Source organism: Gracilibacillus sp. Marseille-QA3620 (assembly GCF_054950035.1).
The window spans coordinates 2,077,012-2,093,038 of record NZ_CM143102.1 but is presented as its reverse complement, the minus strand read 5'-3'; the positions used below and the strand labels follow the sequence as shown (position 1 = coordinate 2,093,038).

Below are 16,027 nucleotides of genomic sequence, written 5' to 3'. Positions count from 1 at the left end.
GCCTTGCGAATGGCCTTCAAGAAGATAACCAACTATTAGAATTTTCTGTTTTTTTATTCCAATCAATGTGAGATAATATTCCATATTTATATTTATGAATGAGGTGAATACAGATGACACATGAGTCTTCCTACAAGGACAAAAAGGTCATAACCATTGGTGTAGTCAGAGAACTGACCGGATTGACAGAAAGGCAGATCCGATATTATGAAGAACGGAAATTGATTTTTCCTGATCGGACGTCCGGGGGAAGCAGAAAATACTCGTTCACCGATATCGAGCTGCTCATGGAGATTGCTGAGAAAATCGAAGACGGAGTTCAGACATTTGAAATCAGGAAGGAAATGGTGCGTAAGAAGAAGAAAGAAGATGAAGCAGCACTCCGCAAGAAAATGCTTCAAGGTCAAATTAACGCCCATTTCGGGATTCGAAAAATATAAGCTTACCATTTAAGACCGCTTGCAAAAGCATTACCTTAGTCCTAATCCAAAATCCATGTAAGGATTTCTAACATCATTGTAGAAATCCATTTTCCTTGATGCGACAATACAATTGCAGCAAGGGAAAAATAATGAATTGGAAGGTGAGGACTAATGGAAGAAACTTTATATTTAATGAACAGCCTCTGGATTATGATTTCTGCAATTTTAGTTATTTTAATGATTGGAGGCTTTATCCTGCTGGAGACAGGCTCCACTCGAATGAAGAATGCCGGGCATATCGCCGGCAAGACCATTCTGACATTCGGTATCTCCTCCATTGTCTTCTGGGCAGTTGGATACGGATTAATCTTTGGGGATGGCGGCGGACTAAGCAAGTTTATCGGTCTATCTGACTTCTTCTACTCTGGTGCAGAAGCTGAAGGCGCCGCCTATAATGGATCTGTATTCTTTGTTTTCCAAACAGCGTTTGCTGGAATTGCCATGACAATCGCTTTCGGCGGATTCGCTGAAAGAGCGAAGATGGGCGTTTACCTCGTATTCGCCGTTTTATTCGCCGTATTGGTTTACCCGCCAATCGCTCATTGGATTTGGGGCGGCGGATGGTTAGCTGAACATGGGAAACAGGATTTCGCCGGTTCAACTGTCGTTCACTTAACTGGCGCTATGGCAGCCCTTGCTGCAACCATTCTACTGAAACCGCGGATTGGCAAATTCAATAAAGACGGCTCTGCCAATAATCTATATGGTCATAACCAAGTGTATACGGCACTTAGTGTATTGCTTTTATGGGTTGGCTGGTTTGGCTTCAATGCCGGCAGCACAGTCGCAGTCGATGCCGGATTCTTCGGATTTGTCGCATTGAACACGAACCTTGCCGCTGCAGCTGGAACGGTTGCCGCGATGATGATATCCTGGATTGTTCTTGGAAAGGCTGATGTATCCATGATGCTTAATGGTGCCTTAGCTGGTCTCGTTGCTATCACGGCTTCGTGTGCATTCGTTGATACATGGGGTGCTCTTGTCATCGGATTTGTCGCTGGTATTCTCGTATTCTACAGCATTCGTTTCTTTGAAGCCCGTAAGATTGATGATCCGATTTATGCCCTTTCCGTTCACGGAGCAGCCGGAATCTGGGGTACCTTATCCACTGGTTTCTTCGCTACAACTGAACTAGCTTCTGTCGGAAAGCCGGGATTGTTCTACGGCGGCGGTTTCGAACAATTAGGCGTTCAAACCTTAGGTGTAGCTGTTTGCGGCGCTTTCGCCTTCATCGTCTCCTACATTCTGTTATACATCATGAAATCTGTCATGGGAGGCCTTCGTGTGACAGAAGAAGAAGAAATCATGGGTCTTGATATAAGCGAACACGGGGTTTATGGATACCCGGAACAGCTTAAATCAGACACCGTCATCACACCATCTGAGAAATCAACCTCTATTGTCTAGACAAACAACGAGTATCCTATAGCAGCTTTCCAATGCTGACTTTCGCAACCCCCTTGGATTTGAGTTCTCATCCAAGGGGTTATGCCTGTTAAGGAGGGTTCTATGTCCGCTGTTACCAATCATTATTTAGATATACGCAGCTACCGGGATCAACGAATAGGGGAGCTTCCCCTCACTTCTGCTGTATTAAATGAACGCCATGACGATATCATGCTGCGTACGATTCATAAATCAATGGTGCTTCATTCCTCTATCCATGGCCCCCCTCCCTCACCCTTTTGCTTCTTTTTGATGGGGAGTGCGGGTCGGAAGGAACAAGGTGTTTGGAGCGACCAAGACCACGGCGTCATTTATGATAGCTCTTCCGATGAGACAAAGCTGTACTTCGTTTCTCTGGGTGAGGAAATTTCAGCTGGACTGGCGGTAACCGGCTATAAGCTATGTGACGGCAAGGTCATGGCAAGCAATCCTTTTTGGTGCCGCTCGAGGAAAGAATGGATGGAACAGGCGGAAGAATGGACAAATGATCAATCATGGGAATCTATTCGTCATCTTTTAACCTTTCTCGATGGGCGGTGCCTCATTGGGGAAGAAGCCTATCTAATGGATGTCAAATCAGCCGCATACCGCTTTATTCATCATAAAAAGTTAATCAGCCGGATGATGGAGAACACGATGCATGTCAAAAAAGCCGTCAATATGCTCGGCCAATTCCTTGTCGAGACACATGGGGCCTATTCCGGTCTTTTAAATATTAAGGAAACAGGGTTATTCCCCTATATTAATGCTGGACGCATTCTGGCCATATCAGAACATCTTATGGAAACCTCCACATCCATTCGTTTAAAGGCACTCCCTTCTTCCATTCTATCTGAGGAAAGAAAGAAGTCTTTCAGCGAGCAATTTATCAGACTGCAGGATTACCGTATTCAATTTGGGAATCACAAAGATTATGAATCTGGCCATTATCTATTTATTGACCGCTTAACGAAGACAGAAAGGAAAGAATTAAAGGAACTCATTAAGGATGGACAACTGTTGAATGAATATGTACGCAAATTTGCAGAAAGGAAGGAGTACGATGGGGATGAATGATTTTATTCAATTCTTCCGAGGGATGGGCGGAAAGATCAGCTCAAATGTCTTGGCCGGCATGCAAGGTCAGCCATCCGCACAAAGCATCTCCTTCCTTCGGCAGCTTGAAAAGGAGGTTCGTCAAAAGGATGATCTATCCTGTCCTCTAAAGGATTTAGAAGTCGTCGTCTTTGATATCGAAACAACCGGGTTTCATCCGGATAAAGGAGATCAAATCCTATCCATCGGTGCTGTAAAAATGAAAGGCGCAGCTTTTTGCGAGGAGGACACCTTTTATTCCTTAATCAAGAATGATGGCATCCTTTCCCCTGAAATCCGTGCTTTAACTAATATTACCGATGAGCAGCTGCAGGATGCTCCTGAAGCTCACGAGGTTTTAATGCAATTCTTTCAATTTATCTCATCGAGGATTTTGATTGCCCACCATTCCAAGCATGAAATGGCGTTTATGCAAAAGATCACTTGGAATCTCATGAAGAAAAGGTTTCAGCATCGAATGATTGACACCTCCTTTCTGACCAATCTGCTGACCCCTGGACCGCAAACAATACGTACATTGGATCAACTATGCGAGGAATGCGGGATTGAGATAAAGAACCGGCATCATGCCCTTGGAGATGCCATCATGACAGGGTCTATATGGGCTTATTATTTGCAGAAGGCTATCGATGAGGGATATAAAAATCTAGGCGATGTGTACAGCGAGCTTGCCAAGAAAAGAGGATGAACCAGGAAAAAAGAGCCCAATCAAACAGGCTCTTTTTCGTTCGTTTATTCATTTCCTTTTTTCACCCATTCAGCAACAGTGATGGTACGTTTGGCTTGATATTTCACAGCCTCTTGAACATCCTCAATCATTTTTCCATCCTGTCCGACCGTTACGCTTGTACCATACGGATTTCCTCCTGCTTTGAAGGTAGAAGGATCGGCATATCCCGGTGTTGCTACGATCGCACCCCAATGATACATCGTAGTGTACAAGGATAGGATGGTCGCCTCCTGACCGCCATGAGGGTTTTGAGCGGATGACATGGCACTGACCACCTTATTGACCAGTTTTCCATTAAACCAAAGCCCTCCTGTCGTATCAAGGAATTGCTTCATCTGGGATGGCATATTGCCAAACCGGGTCGGTACACTGAAGATGATGGCATCGGCCCATTCCAAATCATCAAGAGCAACCTCAGGCACTTCTTTTGTCGATTCGATAAAGGCTTTCCACTCCTGATTTGCCTCAATGACCGACTGCGGAGCAAGCTCAGGCACCTTCATGACTTTCACCTCAGCACCAGCCTCTATTCCGGCTTCCTCTGCCCATTTGGCAAGCTGATAATTCGTTCCGCCCACGCTGTAATAGATAATGGCCAATTTGATAGGCATATGACACCTTCTCCTTTCCACCGTTTAATACGGTTGTGTATCCATTGCTTTCCTATTTATCTACCCTTTTTTTCCTTTTACAAGCATCAACTCGACCATCAATCCATTTCTCTTAAGTGAATCTCCATTAGGTTGCCTTCAATCTCTAATCTTCTAGGTTCATATTCCTCTGGTAGCATCAATGACTCTCCAAGATGCTGTATATCTTCATCAATCAGGAATCCTGGCGAATCGGTTGCAATCTCGAAAAGAATGTCCCCGTGCTCACGGAAATAAACAGCCTTGAAATATTTCCGATCCTTGATGGGAGTCACCGCAAAGCCTTTGCTGATAATGGATTCACGAGCCTTTAATTGGTCCTCATTATCCATTGCTCTCCAGGCAATATGATGAACGGTTCCTGTTCCCATCCTCCCGCGCTCATGCTCTGACACATCCACATCAACCGTATTTCCATACTCTGCTTCACTGCGGTAGCGGACATAATGCCCTTCCTTGCCGACAACCTCAAAGCCCAATCCGTTCCTAAGCAGCCCCATCGTATGACTTGGAGAACTTGATAAAAGAATGGCACCTGCAAAGCCCTTTATTCCTGTATCTGGCCCCACGCCATTGAAATGCCAAATTGATTTCTCCCCTTCTGCGCGCTCGACCAATTCCAATTGAAGACCGTGTGGATCCCGAAAGGCTAGATAAGTCTCTCCAAAACGTGCATGCTTCCTGGATTTGACATGATATCGTTGAAATCTCTCCTCCCAGAATGGCATGGCCCCTTTAGGAATCGCAAAGCTTGTCACGCTGACCTGTCCTGTGCCAATGCGGCCCTTAAATCCTTTGTTCCAAGGAAAGAAGGTCATAACCGTCCCTGGTGATCCTTGATCATTGCCAAAATAAAGATGATACGTACCTGGGTCATCGAAGTTAACCGTTTTTTTCACTAGCCGCATACCAAGAACACTACCGTAAAAATCAAGATTTTCTTGAACGTTTCCTACGATAGCAGAAATATGATGGATACCCATTGTTTTAAACATGCCTGCCAACTCCCTTTGAATCAAATCTTTTATTGGATTTATTATCTCAAATTCGAGATAATTGTCAAATAAAAAAATCATTCACGCCTTGTTTTAGCATGTAAAAAGGTGATTCTTCCTCTCTTGAACCACCTTTTTAGTCAAATATATTTGATTAACGATTCATCTAAATCATTCCTTGTCTTCAAAAGATTTAATCTTTTCTTTCATAAAGTCCAAAACATCACCACGTAATGATGGATTCCTCAAGGCAAAATCAATCGTTGTCTTAATAAAGCCGATTTTATCCCCGACATCATAACGCGTTCCTTCAAAATCATAGGCAAATACACGCTGGATTTCATTCAGCTTTTGAATCGCATCGGTCAATTGAATTTCACTGCCCGCTCCAGGCTTCTGATTCTCAAGAAACATGAAGATCTCTGGCATCAATATGTATCGGCCTAGGATAGCAAGATTGGAAGGTGCCTTGCCCGAGGCTGGTTTTTCAATAAAATCATTCACCTCGTATAGCCTGTTTCCTCTTTGCTTACCTGGGTCTATGATTCCATACCGATGTGTCTCTGAATTCGGGACATGCTGAACACCGATAATGGAGGATAGAGTTTGGTCATATTGATTAATTAATTGCTTCAAGCACGGAGTCTCAGCAACGACTACATCATCTCCGAGTAAGACGGCAAATGGTTCATCCCCAATAAATTTCCGGGCACACCAAATGGCATGGCCTAATCCTTTCGGCTCCTTCTGACGAATATAATAAATGTCTACCTTTGACGGTGCTTGAACCTTCTCAAGCAATTCATACTTTTGCTTTTCCTCAAGATTGGCTTCAAGCTCGAAGGCATTGTCAAAATGATCTTCAATAGCCCGTTTTCCTTTACCCGTAACGATAATGATATCCTCAATACCTGAGCAGATTGCTTCCTCTACGATATATTGAATCGTTGGTTTATCGACAATCGGCAGCATTTCCTTTGGCATTGCCTTTGTGGCCGGTAAGAAACGGGTTCCCAAGCCAGCTGCTGGTATGATGGCTTTTCGCACTCTCCTCATGATTGACCTCCCCATATGCTTCATCAGTCATTACATCATTTTATAGGAAAAACCTTGTTCACATGACTATTGGAATGAATCAAAACATGAAACATCCAAAATCCTGGTTTCCCTATATGTCATCTTTCTCGCTTTATTCACCATCTTCATCCTTGCACTAAATCTCTTACAAGCAAACGGACAATATAAAAATATTCAGACAATATAATCTTAGCATAATGAAATTCCCCGTACAATCTGCTCCTATATACCAGTCGATAAGCCTTTAGCTGAAACACGCCAATCAATAGAATCTAAAAAAGCCTCCCGATCAGGAGACTTTAGGTTAGCTTACTTCAATTGTTTCAAAATCTACCTTCATGCTAGTAATCTGAGCCTTTATCAAGCAACGAGTAATAGCAGCACCAAAATCCCTTGCATCAGCAATACACCAGCAATAGATTTCTCATTCCTCAATGATTTATACGTCAATGCACCGAAAATGATCAAAATGATTGAGGCGATGGCCAGCCATGTAATCATTTTTGCTGTAAATACAACGACAAATCCAGTTATAAAGAGTATCTGCAGAATCACAACGGCAAAAATGATTTTTTTGGCAGGATCTTCACGATGATTGGAAGCCCATAGGGCCAGCAGTAAAACAGTTAACACCGGGATGACAATTGATGCGAAAAATGCAATCCAATCCATTTGCATCCCCCTTTCTATAAAGGATGATTTCACCTAAGATGTTATCAGGAAAAGAAATATACAGTATTTTGTAAAACTTTGTCGTTTTTCCCTCTTCTTGTGTATCGTACCATATTTTTATCCCCTTCAATAGTAATATAGCTATCTCCTTAACTAAACAAATAATCTAGGAAGCTCCTTTATTAAGGTATAAATGCCCATGACCGACATAGCCGCCACAACTATACCACCTAAAAAAGTCATCCATATCGGCTGCTGATAATCACCAACAATCCTTTTTTGATAGCTGGCAATCAGCATAACCCCAAGAGCAATCGGCAGAATTAACCCATTCAGTGCCCCGGCAAGGACTAATACTTTTACAGGCTGTCCAATTAAAGCGAATACACCTGTTGAAATGACAATGAAGCTGATTGTAACCCAATTCTGATTCCGCGATACAGTGCTGCTGAATGTCTTAATGAAGGAAACAGATGTATAGGCCGCTCCTATGACACTTGTCACAGCTGCCGCCCACATAATAATCCCGAATATCTTGTAGCCAATATCTCCTGCAGCATGCTGGAAGACGGAAGCGGCGGGATTTTCCGCGTCTAACACCAATCCTTGTGAGACGACCCCCAGTACGGAAAGAAATAGAAAGATTCGCATAATAGAGGCGAGTCCAATCGCACTGACCGCCCCTTTTGTCACTTCTGATACATGTTCCTTTCCCGACACCCCTGCATCAATCAAGCGGTGTCCGCCAGCGAATGTGATATACCCGCCAACTGTTCCGCCCACAAGGGTAACGATCGCCAATAAATCGATTTCCTCTGGCATGAAGGTCCTCGCAGCTGCTTCACCGACAGGAGGAGAGGCAGTAAACATCACATATAGCGTTAAGAAAATCATGACAAACCCCATGATTTGCGCAAAGCGGTCCATTGCTTTGCCCGCTTCCTTAATGAAAAAGATGCCCACTGCAACGAAACCGCTTAACACGGCCCCTAAACGGGGGTCAACACCAACGATGACATGTAAACCAAGTCCTGCACCAGCTATATTGCCGATATTAAATGCCAAGCCGCCCAAAACAATCATGGCTGCAAGGAAATAACCTAATCCAGGAAGCAATTCATTCGCTATGTCCTGCGCCCGCTTCTTGGATACGGCAATAATCCGCCATATATTCACCTGAGCCCCAAGGTCAATGATAATAGAAACAAGGATGACAAATCCCATGCTTGCTAGCAAGGTTTCCGTGAACACGGTTGTTTGTGTAAGAAAGCCTGGTCCAATCGCAGACGTGGCCATTAAGAAAGCTGCTCCAAGCAAGATACTTAAGCGTGATTCCTTCTTTTCCATTCATTCCTCACCCCCCTGAGTATCTTTAGGCTCGTTATTAGATAAATTCTGCTATTCTCTTAATCTCAATATTCTCTTTTCGCAATGCTTGATTAATTTGCTCCGCAAATCGCAGTGCGCTTGTTCCATCTCCATGGATGCAAACCGTTTGGGCGATGATCTCAATATCTGATCCCTGCCTGGTTTGGACCTTTTTTTCCTTCACCATTCGGACAACTTGAGCAATCGCCTCATCCGAGTTTTCGATGACCGAGCCAAACGTCCTTCTAGAAGTCAACGACCCATCCTGCTGATAGGTGCGGTCTGAAAATACTTCACTTGCTGTCCGAAGACCGATTTTCGCACCCTCTTTAACCAGTTCACTTCCTGATAACCCAAATAAAATCAGCTCAGGGTCAACCTTATACACCGCTTCAGCAATCGCCTCTGAAAGCTTCGCGTCAATAGCGGCCATATTAAACAATGCCCCATGCGGCTTAACATGCTGAAGCGTCCCGCCCTCTGAGCGGACAAATGCATTCAAGGCGCCAATCTGATAGATGACGAGGTCATACACCTCCTCCGGACTGACCTGCATTTCCCTTCTTCCAAACCCGACTAGGTCTTGAAAACCCGGATGAGCGCCGATTCCAACATTCCTCTCTAATGCCAGACGAACGGTTTTCTTCATCGTGGCCGGATCTCCCGCATGAAAGCCGCAAGCAATATTGGCAGACGTAATATATCCTAATATGGCTTCATCTGATCCCATTTGATAATTTCCGAAGCTTTCTCCCATATCACAATTAATGTCAATCACGTACACATTAAATCCCCCTTATGAGTACTTCATCTGTATGGCCCTCTTTAGAATTTTCAGCTCCCGCTCCTGTTCAAGCAACAGTCGCTGTGCCTCCTTTAGACTAATCATCTCGAAGGTCAATCGATCTCCTGGCTTTGCTTGGGCGACAACCGCCTGATCGACCGTTGCCACTTGAGCAATCTTCGCATAACCGCCAAGCGTCTGGCTGTCAGCCATTAGAATAATCGGCTGTCCGTCTGCCGGAACTTGAATCGTCCCAAATGATACGGCCTCTGAGATGAATTCAGTTTGCTTTTTCAAGCTTAAACGCTCCCCTTCAAGCCGGTATCCCATGCGATCGGATTCAGGCTTTACGATGAATTCCTTTTTGATTAAGGCAGCCCTGCTTTCCTCTGTAAAGGCATCATAATCGAGACCAGGAAGGACCCGAACATTCTTCCTTGTCCCGCCATCATGCAGGCGGAATGACTCTGCTGACCACTTCATTGGTCCAGTCCATCTGATTGGTTTGGCAGCCTTAAGCTGGATTTCGTCCCCTTTTTCAAGTGCTCTTCCTTTATAGCCCCCAATTCCGGCCCTTAGGTAAGTGGACTTGCTATGCATGACATGTTCAATGGAAAATCCGCCATGGACCGCTAAATAACATCTCAGCCCGTTTTTTGGATGACCGAACGACAGTACATCCCCATCATCCACCAATAACGGACGATACATCTTAACCAGCTGTCCATTAACAGCAGGAGAGAAATGACCGCCAGTCATTGCGATGACTGCCTTTTCCTGAAAGCGTATAACAGGCCCGCCCATCGTAATTTCGACTGTTTCTGTTTCCTCTGGATTGAGCACTAGCATATTGGCTATCCGGTGTGCAGTCTGATCCATCGCTCCACTCGCAATAATCCCATACTGTTTGTAGCCAGTCCTGCCTAAATCTTGAATCGTCGTTAATAATCCCGGCTTTTCAATAATCAAGAATGCTCCCCTCCCAACGAAAGATATTCTTCATAGCTAATGGGGTTAAATTTGATTTGGTCGCCTGCTTGCAGCAAGGCAGGAGGTTCTTTATCAGGGAGAAAAAGAGAATAAGGGGTTCTGCCGATTAATTGCCAGCCGCCAGGGGATTCAATCGGATAAATCCCTGTCTGCTCACCGGCTATTCCGACACTCCTTGAAGGAATCTTAAGCCTAGGAGTTTCTTTGCGTGGTGTTGCGATTTCTTTTTTCATGCCGCCCATATAGGGAAACCCAGGAGCAAATCCAAGCATATAGACGACATACTCTCCGCTCGCATGCAGTTCAATAACCTCTTCCTCAGATAGTTTGTGATAGTGTGCTACATAAGCAAGGTCCGGCCCGAGCTCCCCTCCGTAACAAACTGGAATCTCCATGAACCTCTTTTTTTTACTTTCTGGTCCTTGTCTGTCAGATAGGATATCTTCAAGCCTCATCCTGGCTGTTTCATAAGGAGATTGACCATCATTATGGGGCCAGTCTAATTGAACAGGGTCATAGAAAACGGCGATTGAGGCAAAGCTTGGAACGATTTCAATCAGCCAATCCTCCTCGACTTGTTCAAGCCGCCTGGAAGCTTTCATGACCTTTTCATATTCTTGCTGACCTATTGCAGAGCCGCATTTAATCATGACAGCCTTGTCTCCTAAAGGAGAAAATGTATACGTCACGTTCACCACTCCTTGCGTTGATTGTTTCGGTAACTTAGTACAAATCGCCTTAACTTCCATTTACCACCAGAATACAAGTTTAATGTCTGATTAATCAATAAATTTCGACGCTATTAAACACAATGTTTGCACATAGAACCATCGAACCATCATACTAGGTATATAAAAAAACCCTTACATACGTCATGCAAGACGATTTGTACAATGGATATTCTTTTTTGTAATATAATAATTAGTTAGATAACATCATAAGGAGGATTTACCATGAATGAGGTTATACGTACAATGCAGGCACATCGTTCTTACCGTTCCTATCTAGACAAGCGAGTGGATGAAAGTCAGCTAGAACATATCATCCAATGTGTTCAAGCGGCACCTAGCTGGATTAACGGTCAGCAGGTTTCTATCATTGCCGTTAAAGAACCTGAGCGTAAACAGAAGCTCGCCATGTTATGTGGTAACCAGAAATATGTCGAGGAGGCACCTGTATTTCTTGTCTTCTGTCTCGATTTCTACCGTACCTATTTAGCAAGCCAAATGGAAGGAACCTCATTTGAAATAAGCAATAACATCGATACATTGCTTGTCGGGGCAACAGATGTCGGCATTGCCTTAGGTACTGCCGTTACCGCCTCTGAATCCTTTGGTTTAGGCACGGTTGCCATCGGCGGTATTAGACGGAACCTTGAGGAGGTCATCGAAGAGTTAAATCTGCCCCCTTATGTCCTTCCGGTAGCAGGTCTTTGCATCGGCCACCCTGCCGAAGACCCGGGTCTTAAACCGCGTCTTCCAGAAGAGGCTGTCGTTCATGAAGAACAGTATCAGCAGGATCTAAAGCCAGCACTAGAGAATTACAACACTACCTATCGCGCCTATTTAGAAGAGCGTTCCAAAGGCAGCCGCAGCGGTACTTGGACAGAGGCTGTAGCAAACTTCTACAGCAAGCAGTATTATCAAGGCATTGAAGAAGCGCTAAAAAAACAGCAGCTGCCTCATAGTAAATAAGGCATCAAAACATTCACTCCATCCGGAAATACACTTTCCGGTGGAGTGTTTCTTTTTTCTGCAGTCTTTCACTTGAAAATAATCTCTTCGCGTTAGCTTCTCCCATAAAATGGGTAGATGTGAATAGTCATATATTCATATAGCCATTTTTATCCTCGAGTGTTAATATATGAAACAACAGCCTACTTTATGGTAAGATAGCAATAACTATCATTATCCCCCTTTTAATGGTAGAGTTCTTTCCTAAATGGCTGACCCCTCAAAGCTATTATTCTAGGAATCGACATCAATTTTAGGAGGTTAAAAATGAACTTAACAAAAAAAATTATTATTGGCTTGGTACTGGGTGCTGCCGTTGGTCTCATCCTAAATATTTACTCCCCTTCCTTATTTACGCAACTTGATATGTATCTTTTCAGCCCACTCGGGACTATCTTCATCAATCTAATTAAATTACTCGTCGTTCCAATCGTTCTCTTTTCCATCATTTTAGGTGTAGCCGGTTTAGGAGATCCCAAAAAGCTTGGCTCCATCGGTCTTAAGACGATTACGTATTTCTTGATTACAACAGCCATGGCCATCATGGGTGCGATGATGCTGGCTACCGTCATCTCACCAGGAACGAAAGGAGAATTCGATACTTCTAAAGCTGAGTTCTCAGCAGAAGAAGCCCCATCTATCGCAGAGACCCTGCTCGGAATTATTCCAAGCAACCCGTTTCAAGCCATGGTTAACGGAGATATGCTTCAAATCATCTTCTTCGCCGCCTTGATTGGATTCGCTTTGACAGCCTTAGGCAAGAAAACGGAAGGCATTGTTAAGCTGATTGAACAAGGAAACGATGTCGTCATGTTCCTCGTCACATGGGTAATGAAATTGGCGCCATATGGAACTTTTGGTCTGATTGCCACTGCAGTCGGAAGCCAAGGCTACAGTGCAATGAAAGCCATGGGTCTTTATATGATTGTCGTTGTGATTGCTCTTGTTATTCATACAATCGTTGTCTACGGCGGCACGATTCTATTTGTTGCCAAGAAAAACCCTCTTTGGTTCTTTAAAGGCTTCGCACCGGCAATGACATTAGGATTCAGTACCTCCAGCAGTAACGCCACTCTTCCTGTATCAATGGAAACGGCTCAGGATAATCTTGGAGTCAGGAAAGAGATTTCAAGCTTCGTTCAGCCTTTAGGTGCCACGATTAATATGGACGGAACGGCTATCATGCAAGGGGTTGCGACCATCTTTATTGCACAAGTGTATGATGTGAACCTTACCTTTACAGCGCTTATTACCGTCGTCATTACGGCTGTATTAGCGAGTATCGGAACGGCCGGCGTGCCTGGTGTCGGACTGATCATGCTTGCGATGGTTTTGACATCGGTTAACCTCCCTGTCGAAGGAATCGGCTTGATACTTGGGATTGACCGTTTGCTTGATATGGCAAGAACCTCTGTCAATATTACCGGTGATGCAGCATGCGCCGTGATGATTGACCAGCAAGAACGAAAGAAAGAAAAAAAGAATGCTTCTTCCTCTGACACAGTAGAAGCTTAACAAACGATAGAAGTCCCGGTTTGCTAGATGATCTAGAAACCGGGGCTTTTGTCTGTGTGGGCATGTACTCCATGCAAAACCCCCGCCTGATTTTTTCAGCGAGGGTTTTGCGAATTACCTATTATAGATTATCTGTGTCAATTCGATTTTTTGGATAGGTTCTCTTCTTATCCAAATCGTCTTTTTCATGTAAATTAGAATCATCTAAACGTGTATCAGCCGTCACGGAAAGATCATCAGCCCGGCTCATATTCCCGACTGTTTGACTTTTTCGCTCCTCTTCACGTGCTTTCTCTTCATTTCGATTGGCATATAAGCCGCTATTATGAGTCGTTTGGTCATTCAGACCTGTCTCCATCATGCTTGCAGCCCCTTCATCCACAAGGATAAGGATCTTGCCATTATCAACATCTTCCGCAAGGCGCTCTGCCTCTACACCTTGAATCCCTTTCGCCATTAACCTGTCCTCAATTCGTTCAGTTGAATCTACCGAGAAAAAGCTGGCAATCTTGTCCATAAAGGATTCACCAGTAGCTGCTTCGGTATCCACATCACTATTCGGTGCTTCCTTCGTAAAGCGAAGGCGGTCAGCCTTATCTGCCAAGATGGTAATATCAGATCCATCCGCTCCTTTATACTTAAGAGCATTCACTGCCTGTAAAGCTTCTTCCTGCGTATCATATTTTCCGTAAACGATTTTTGCCATGTTTATTCTCTCCTTTTCTTTCGGATAAAATAGTTGTACACTAGCTTCATTCGTTTCTCCCATACCCTTTTGAATTATCCACCGGGTATATGTATGGTGATTCCCTTTCATCCTCAATGGAAAACCTTGACAAGGAAAAAAATAACGATAAACTTTTAACATTGGAATGATTATACATACATAGAGGAGGCTTTTTAGGATGGATGCCGTATTTCAAACAAAATCAGCTGTCTTTAACTACCGAACCGCCGCTGTTTGGATTGAGGATGGGCATATACTATTACACCGGCAAGCTGACGATAACTATTGGGCATTGCCAGGAGGAAGAGTCAAGATTGGAGAGGATTCCATGACATCCTTGAAAAGAGAATTGAAGGAGGAGCTCGGAGCCGACGCTGAAGTTGATCAACTGGTATGGTTTACAGAGAATTTCTTTGTATACAAAAATGCCCCCTTTCATGAGATAGGCCTTTATTATTCCGTCACGCGAAAAGGATCCTCTATTCTAAAGCATGGTCCCTTTTTCGGACTTGAGGGTGAACGGCTGATCTATCAATGGGTACCGCTTGAGGAGCTTTCCTCTTTAACCGTGTATCCAGCATTTCTACAGGAGGGACTATTAAAGATGCCTGCTTCAACTGAACATTTAGTGTTACATACATAAATCAACAATGACTCACTTTGGAAGTGATGAACGATCTAGGTAAATTCATCATAACAAGTCACAACGCATTATGATTGATCAGATGAAATGATACCGACATCTTGAATATTTCATCATACCAGCTGTCAATCAGGCAGCTGGTATGGAATATAAGGATAGGTATTACCTTCAGAAGGAAAGCGGCACAGTTTATTTTTCACCATTATAAAGGGATTCACTAATACTCCAAGCGAAATAAAGCTGTCAATAACCCTTCAATCGCCATGACATCATTTTGATTTGTTGACTCCATCTTCCTTATCTCAATCTTTTTAAAATCATGAAAGATTGCTCGAAGTTTATCCTCGGTAAATCCGAGCCCGCCATTAAGACTGCGTATTCTGTATACATCCCAATCTGTCAAATCCGCCCCTCCATACTTTCCTCCCACAGTAAAACAAGTTAATCCATAAAAGCCATTAGGCTTTAAAGCCCTTCTCACTAAATGTAAATAGCTCATTCTGCGGTGCGGTGCTATATGATGGAAGCACCCCGAATCATAAACAATATCATATGAGCCTTCCTCGATGTCCAATTCAAAAAGGTTTTTCTTGATAAAAGTTACGGGCAAATTATTTTCCTTCACCCTTTCCCTGCCCCAATTCAATGCCTCTTCTGATAGGTCTACGGCATCAACTGAACATCCATTTTCAGCAAAATAAATAGCGTTTCTTCCTGGGCCGCAGCCCAATTCAAGCACTCTCATTCCTGACTGAAACCACTTATTCCTGAAGTATTTAACTAGGTTTTCATCCGGATGGTTTGGAAAAAAAGGAATCTCTCGATCACGATTGGAATAAAAATCATCCCAATTAAAGCGGGCATTCTCTTTTAATAACTGATCCAGCATCATTAATAAGTCATCATAAGTATGGATCGTTTCCATTAAACATCCCCCTTTTCATCTACCTCATAATTGTATCAATATCTCCTTTACGCATTGTTAAGCGATGATTAAAAATAGATTATTTCAATCGTAAACCCATATCTGAAAACAGATGAAAACATAGCCGTAGGAACCCATTCACACACCAAAATGGGTTCTTTGCTAACAGGCAAGGGGAATGTATGCTTTTTATCA

The 16,027-nt window shown here is 43.6% G+C and carries 17 protein-coding genes; 7 read left to right on the top strand and 10 right to left on the bottom strand.

Annotated features, from left to right (window positions below; all coding sequences use genetic code 11):
- Positions 1-113 precede the first annotated feature (113 nt).
- The 4 genes from ACY8DX_RS10670 to ACY8DX_RS10655 all read left to right on the top strand — a co-directional run bounded on the left by ACY8DX_RS10670 (position 114) and on the right by ACY8DX_RS10655 (position 3,711).
- The gene (locus ACY8DX_RS10670) at positions 114-440 is read left to right on the top strand and encodes a MerR family transcriptional regulator (RefSeq protein WP_462406848.1); all 327 of its coding nucleotides are present in this window, start codon (positions 114-116) and stop codon (positions 438-440) included.
- Between the two features lie 153 nt (positions 441-593).
- Positions 594-1,889 carry an ammonium transporter gene (locus tag ACY8DX_RS10665; RefSeq protein WP_462406847.1) on the top strand — a complete coding sequence of 432 codons (1,296 nt, stop codon included), beginning with the start codon at positions 594-596 and terminating at the stop codon, positions 1,887-1,889.
- A gap of 102 nt (positions 1,890-1,991) precedes the next feature.
- Positions 1,992-2,984, top strand: coding sequence for a DUF294 nucleotidyltransferase-like domain-containing protein (locus ACY8DX_RS10660; RefSeq protein ID WP_462406846.1), 993 nt, complete (start codon positions 1,992-1,994; stop codon positions 2,982-2,984).
- A complete protein-coding gene (locus ACY8DX_RS10655; protein ID WP_462406845.1) occupies positions 2,977-3,711 on the top strand; it encodes an exonuclease domain-containing protein in 735 nt (244 codons plus the stop codon). The genes ACY8DX_RS10660 and ACY8DX_RS10655 overlap by 8 nt, the downstream gene beginning before the upstream one ends.
- 44 nt (positions 3,712-3,755) lie before the next feature.
- Here the strand turns inward: ACY8DX_RS10655 and wrbA are convergent, their stop codons facing one another.
- From wrbA to pxpB, 8 genes are all read right to left on the bottom strand, one after another.
- The gene (gene wrbA, locus ACY8DX_RS10650; protein ID WP_462406844.1) at positions 3,756-4,364 is read right to left on the bottom strand and encodes an NAD(P)H:quinone oxidoreductase; all 609 of its coding nucleotides are present in this window, start codon (positions 4,362-4,364) and stop codon (positions 3,756-3,758) included.
- A gap of 98 nt (positions 4,365-4,462) precedes the next feature.
- The gene (locus ACY8DX_RS10645) at positions 4,463-5,398 is read right to left on the bottom strand and encodes a ring-cleaving dioxygenase (protein WP_462406843.1); all 936 of its coding nucleotides are present in this window, start codon (positions 5,396-5,398) and stop codon (positions 4,463-4,465) included.
- Positions 5,399-5,569: 171 nt separating this feature from the next.
- Positions 5,570-6,454, bottom strand: coding sequence for a UTP--glucose-1-phosphate uridylyltransferase GalU (gene galU / locus ACY8DX_RS10640; RefSeq protein ID WP_462406842.1), 885 nt, complete (start codon positions 6,452-6,454; stop codon positions 5,570-5,572).
- 381 nt (positions 6,455-6,835) lie between these two features.
- Entirely contained in the window at positions 6,836-7,147 is a 312-nt protein-coding gene (locus ACY8DX_RS10635; protein ID WP_049670945.1) for a hypothetical protein, read from the bottom strand.
- Positions 7,148-7,300: 153 nt separating this feature from the next.
- The gene (locus ACY8DX_RS10630; protein ID WP_462406841.1) at positions 7,301-8,494 is read right to left on the bottom strand and encodes an NRAMP family divalent metal transporter; all 1,194 of its coding nucleotides are present in this window, start codon (positions 8,492-8,494) and stop codon (positions 7,301-7,303) included.
- Between the two features lie 37 nt (positions 8,495-8,531).
- A complete protein-coding gene (locus ACY8DX_RS10625; protein ID WP_462406840.1) occupies positions 8,532-9,299 on the bottom strand; it encodes a LamB/YcsF family protein in 768 nt (255 codons plus the stop codon).
- A gap of 12 nt (positions 9,300-9,311) precedes the next feature.
- Entirely contained in the window at positions 9,312-10,268 is a 957-nt protein-coding gene (locus ACY8DX_RS10620) for a 5-oxoprolinase subunit C family protein (RefSeq protein WP_462406839.1), read from the bottom strand.
- A complete protein-coding gene (pxpB, locus tag ACY8DX_RS10615) occupies positions 10,265-10,978 on the bottom strand; it encodes a 5-oxoprolinase subunit PxpB (protein WP_462406838.1) in 714 nt (237 codons plus the stop codon). The genes ACY8DX_RS10620 and pxpB overlap by 4 nt, the downstream gene beginning before the upstream one ends.
- A gap of 264 nt (positions 10,979-11,242) precedes the next feature.
- On the opposite strand from pxpB, the gene ACY8DX_RS10610 reads away from it, so the two are divergent.
- Together ACY8DX_RS10610 and ACY8DX_RS10605 are read left to right on the top strand one after the other, a co-directional pair.
- On the top strand, positions 11,243-11,983 hold the full coding sequence (locus ACY8DX_RS10610) for an NADPH-dependent oxidoreductase (RefSeq protein WP_439802767.1): 741 nt from the start codon (positions 11,243-11,245) through the stop codon (positions 11,981-11,983).
- Between the two features lie 306 nt (positions 11,984-12,289).
- On the top strand, positions 12,290-13,537 hold the full coding sequence (locus ACY8DX_RS10605) for a dicarboxylate/amino acid:cation symporter (RefSeq protein ID WP_462406837.1): 1,248 nt from the start codon (positions 12,290-12,292) through the stop codon (positions 13,535-13,537).
- Between the two features lie 121 nt (positions 13,538-13,658).
- Here ACY8DX_RS10605 and ACY8DX_RS10600 read toward each other — a convergent pair whose 3' ends face one another.
- Complete coding sequence (locus ACY8DX_RS10600; RefSeq protein ID WP_462406836.1) at positions 13,659-14,243, bottom strand: general stress protein; 585 nt, start codon at positions 14,241-14,243, stop codon at positions 13,659-13,661.
- A gap of 199 nt (positions 14,244-14,442) precedes the next feature.
- Between ACY8DX_RS10600 and ACY8DX_RS10595 the strand changes: the two genes are divergently transcribed.
- Entirely contained in the window at positions 14,443-14,907 is a 465-nt protein-coding gene (locus tag ACY8DX_RS10595; protein WP_462406835.1) for an NUDIX hydrolase, read from the top strand.
- Between the two features lie 217 nt (positions 14,908-15,124).
- On the opposite strand, the gene ACY8DX_RS10590 is transcribed toward ACY8DX_RS10595, so the two are convergent.
- Positions 15,125-15,832 (bottom strand): class I SAM-dependent methyltransferase, encoded by a 708-nt coding sequence (locus ACY8DX_RS10590; RefSeq protein WP_049670953.1) that lies wholly within the window; start codon positions 15,830-15,832, stop codon positions 15,125-15,127.
- Positions 15,833-16,027: the final 195 nt, after the last annotated feature.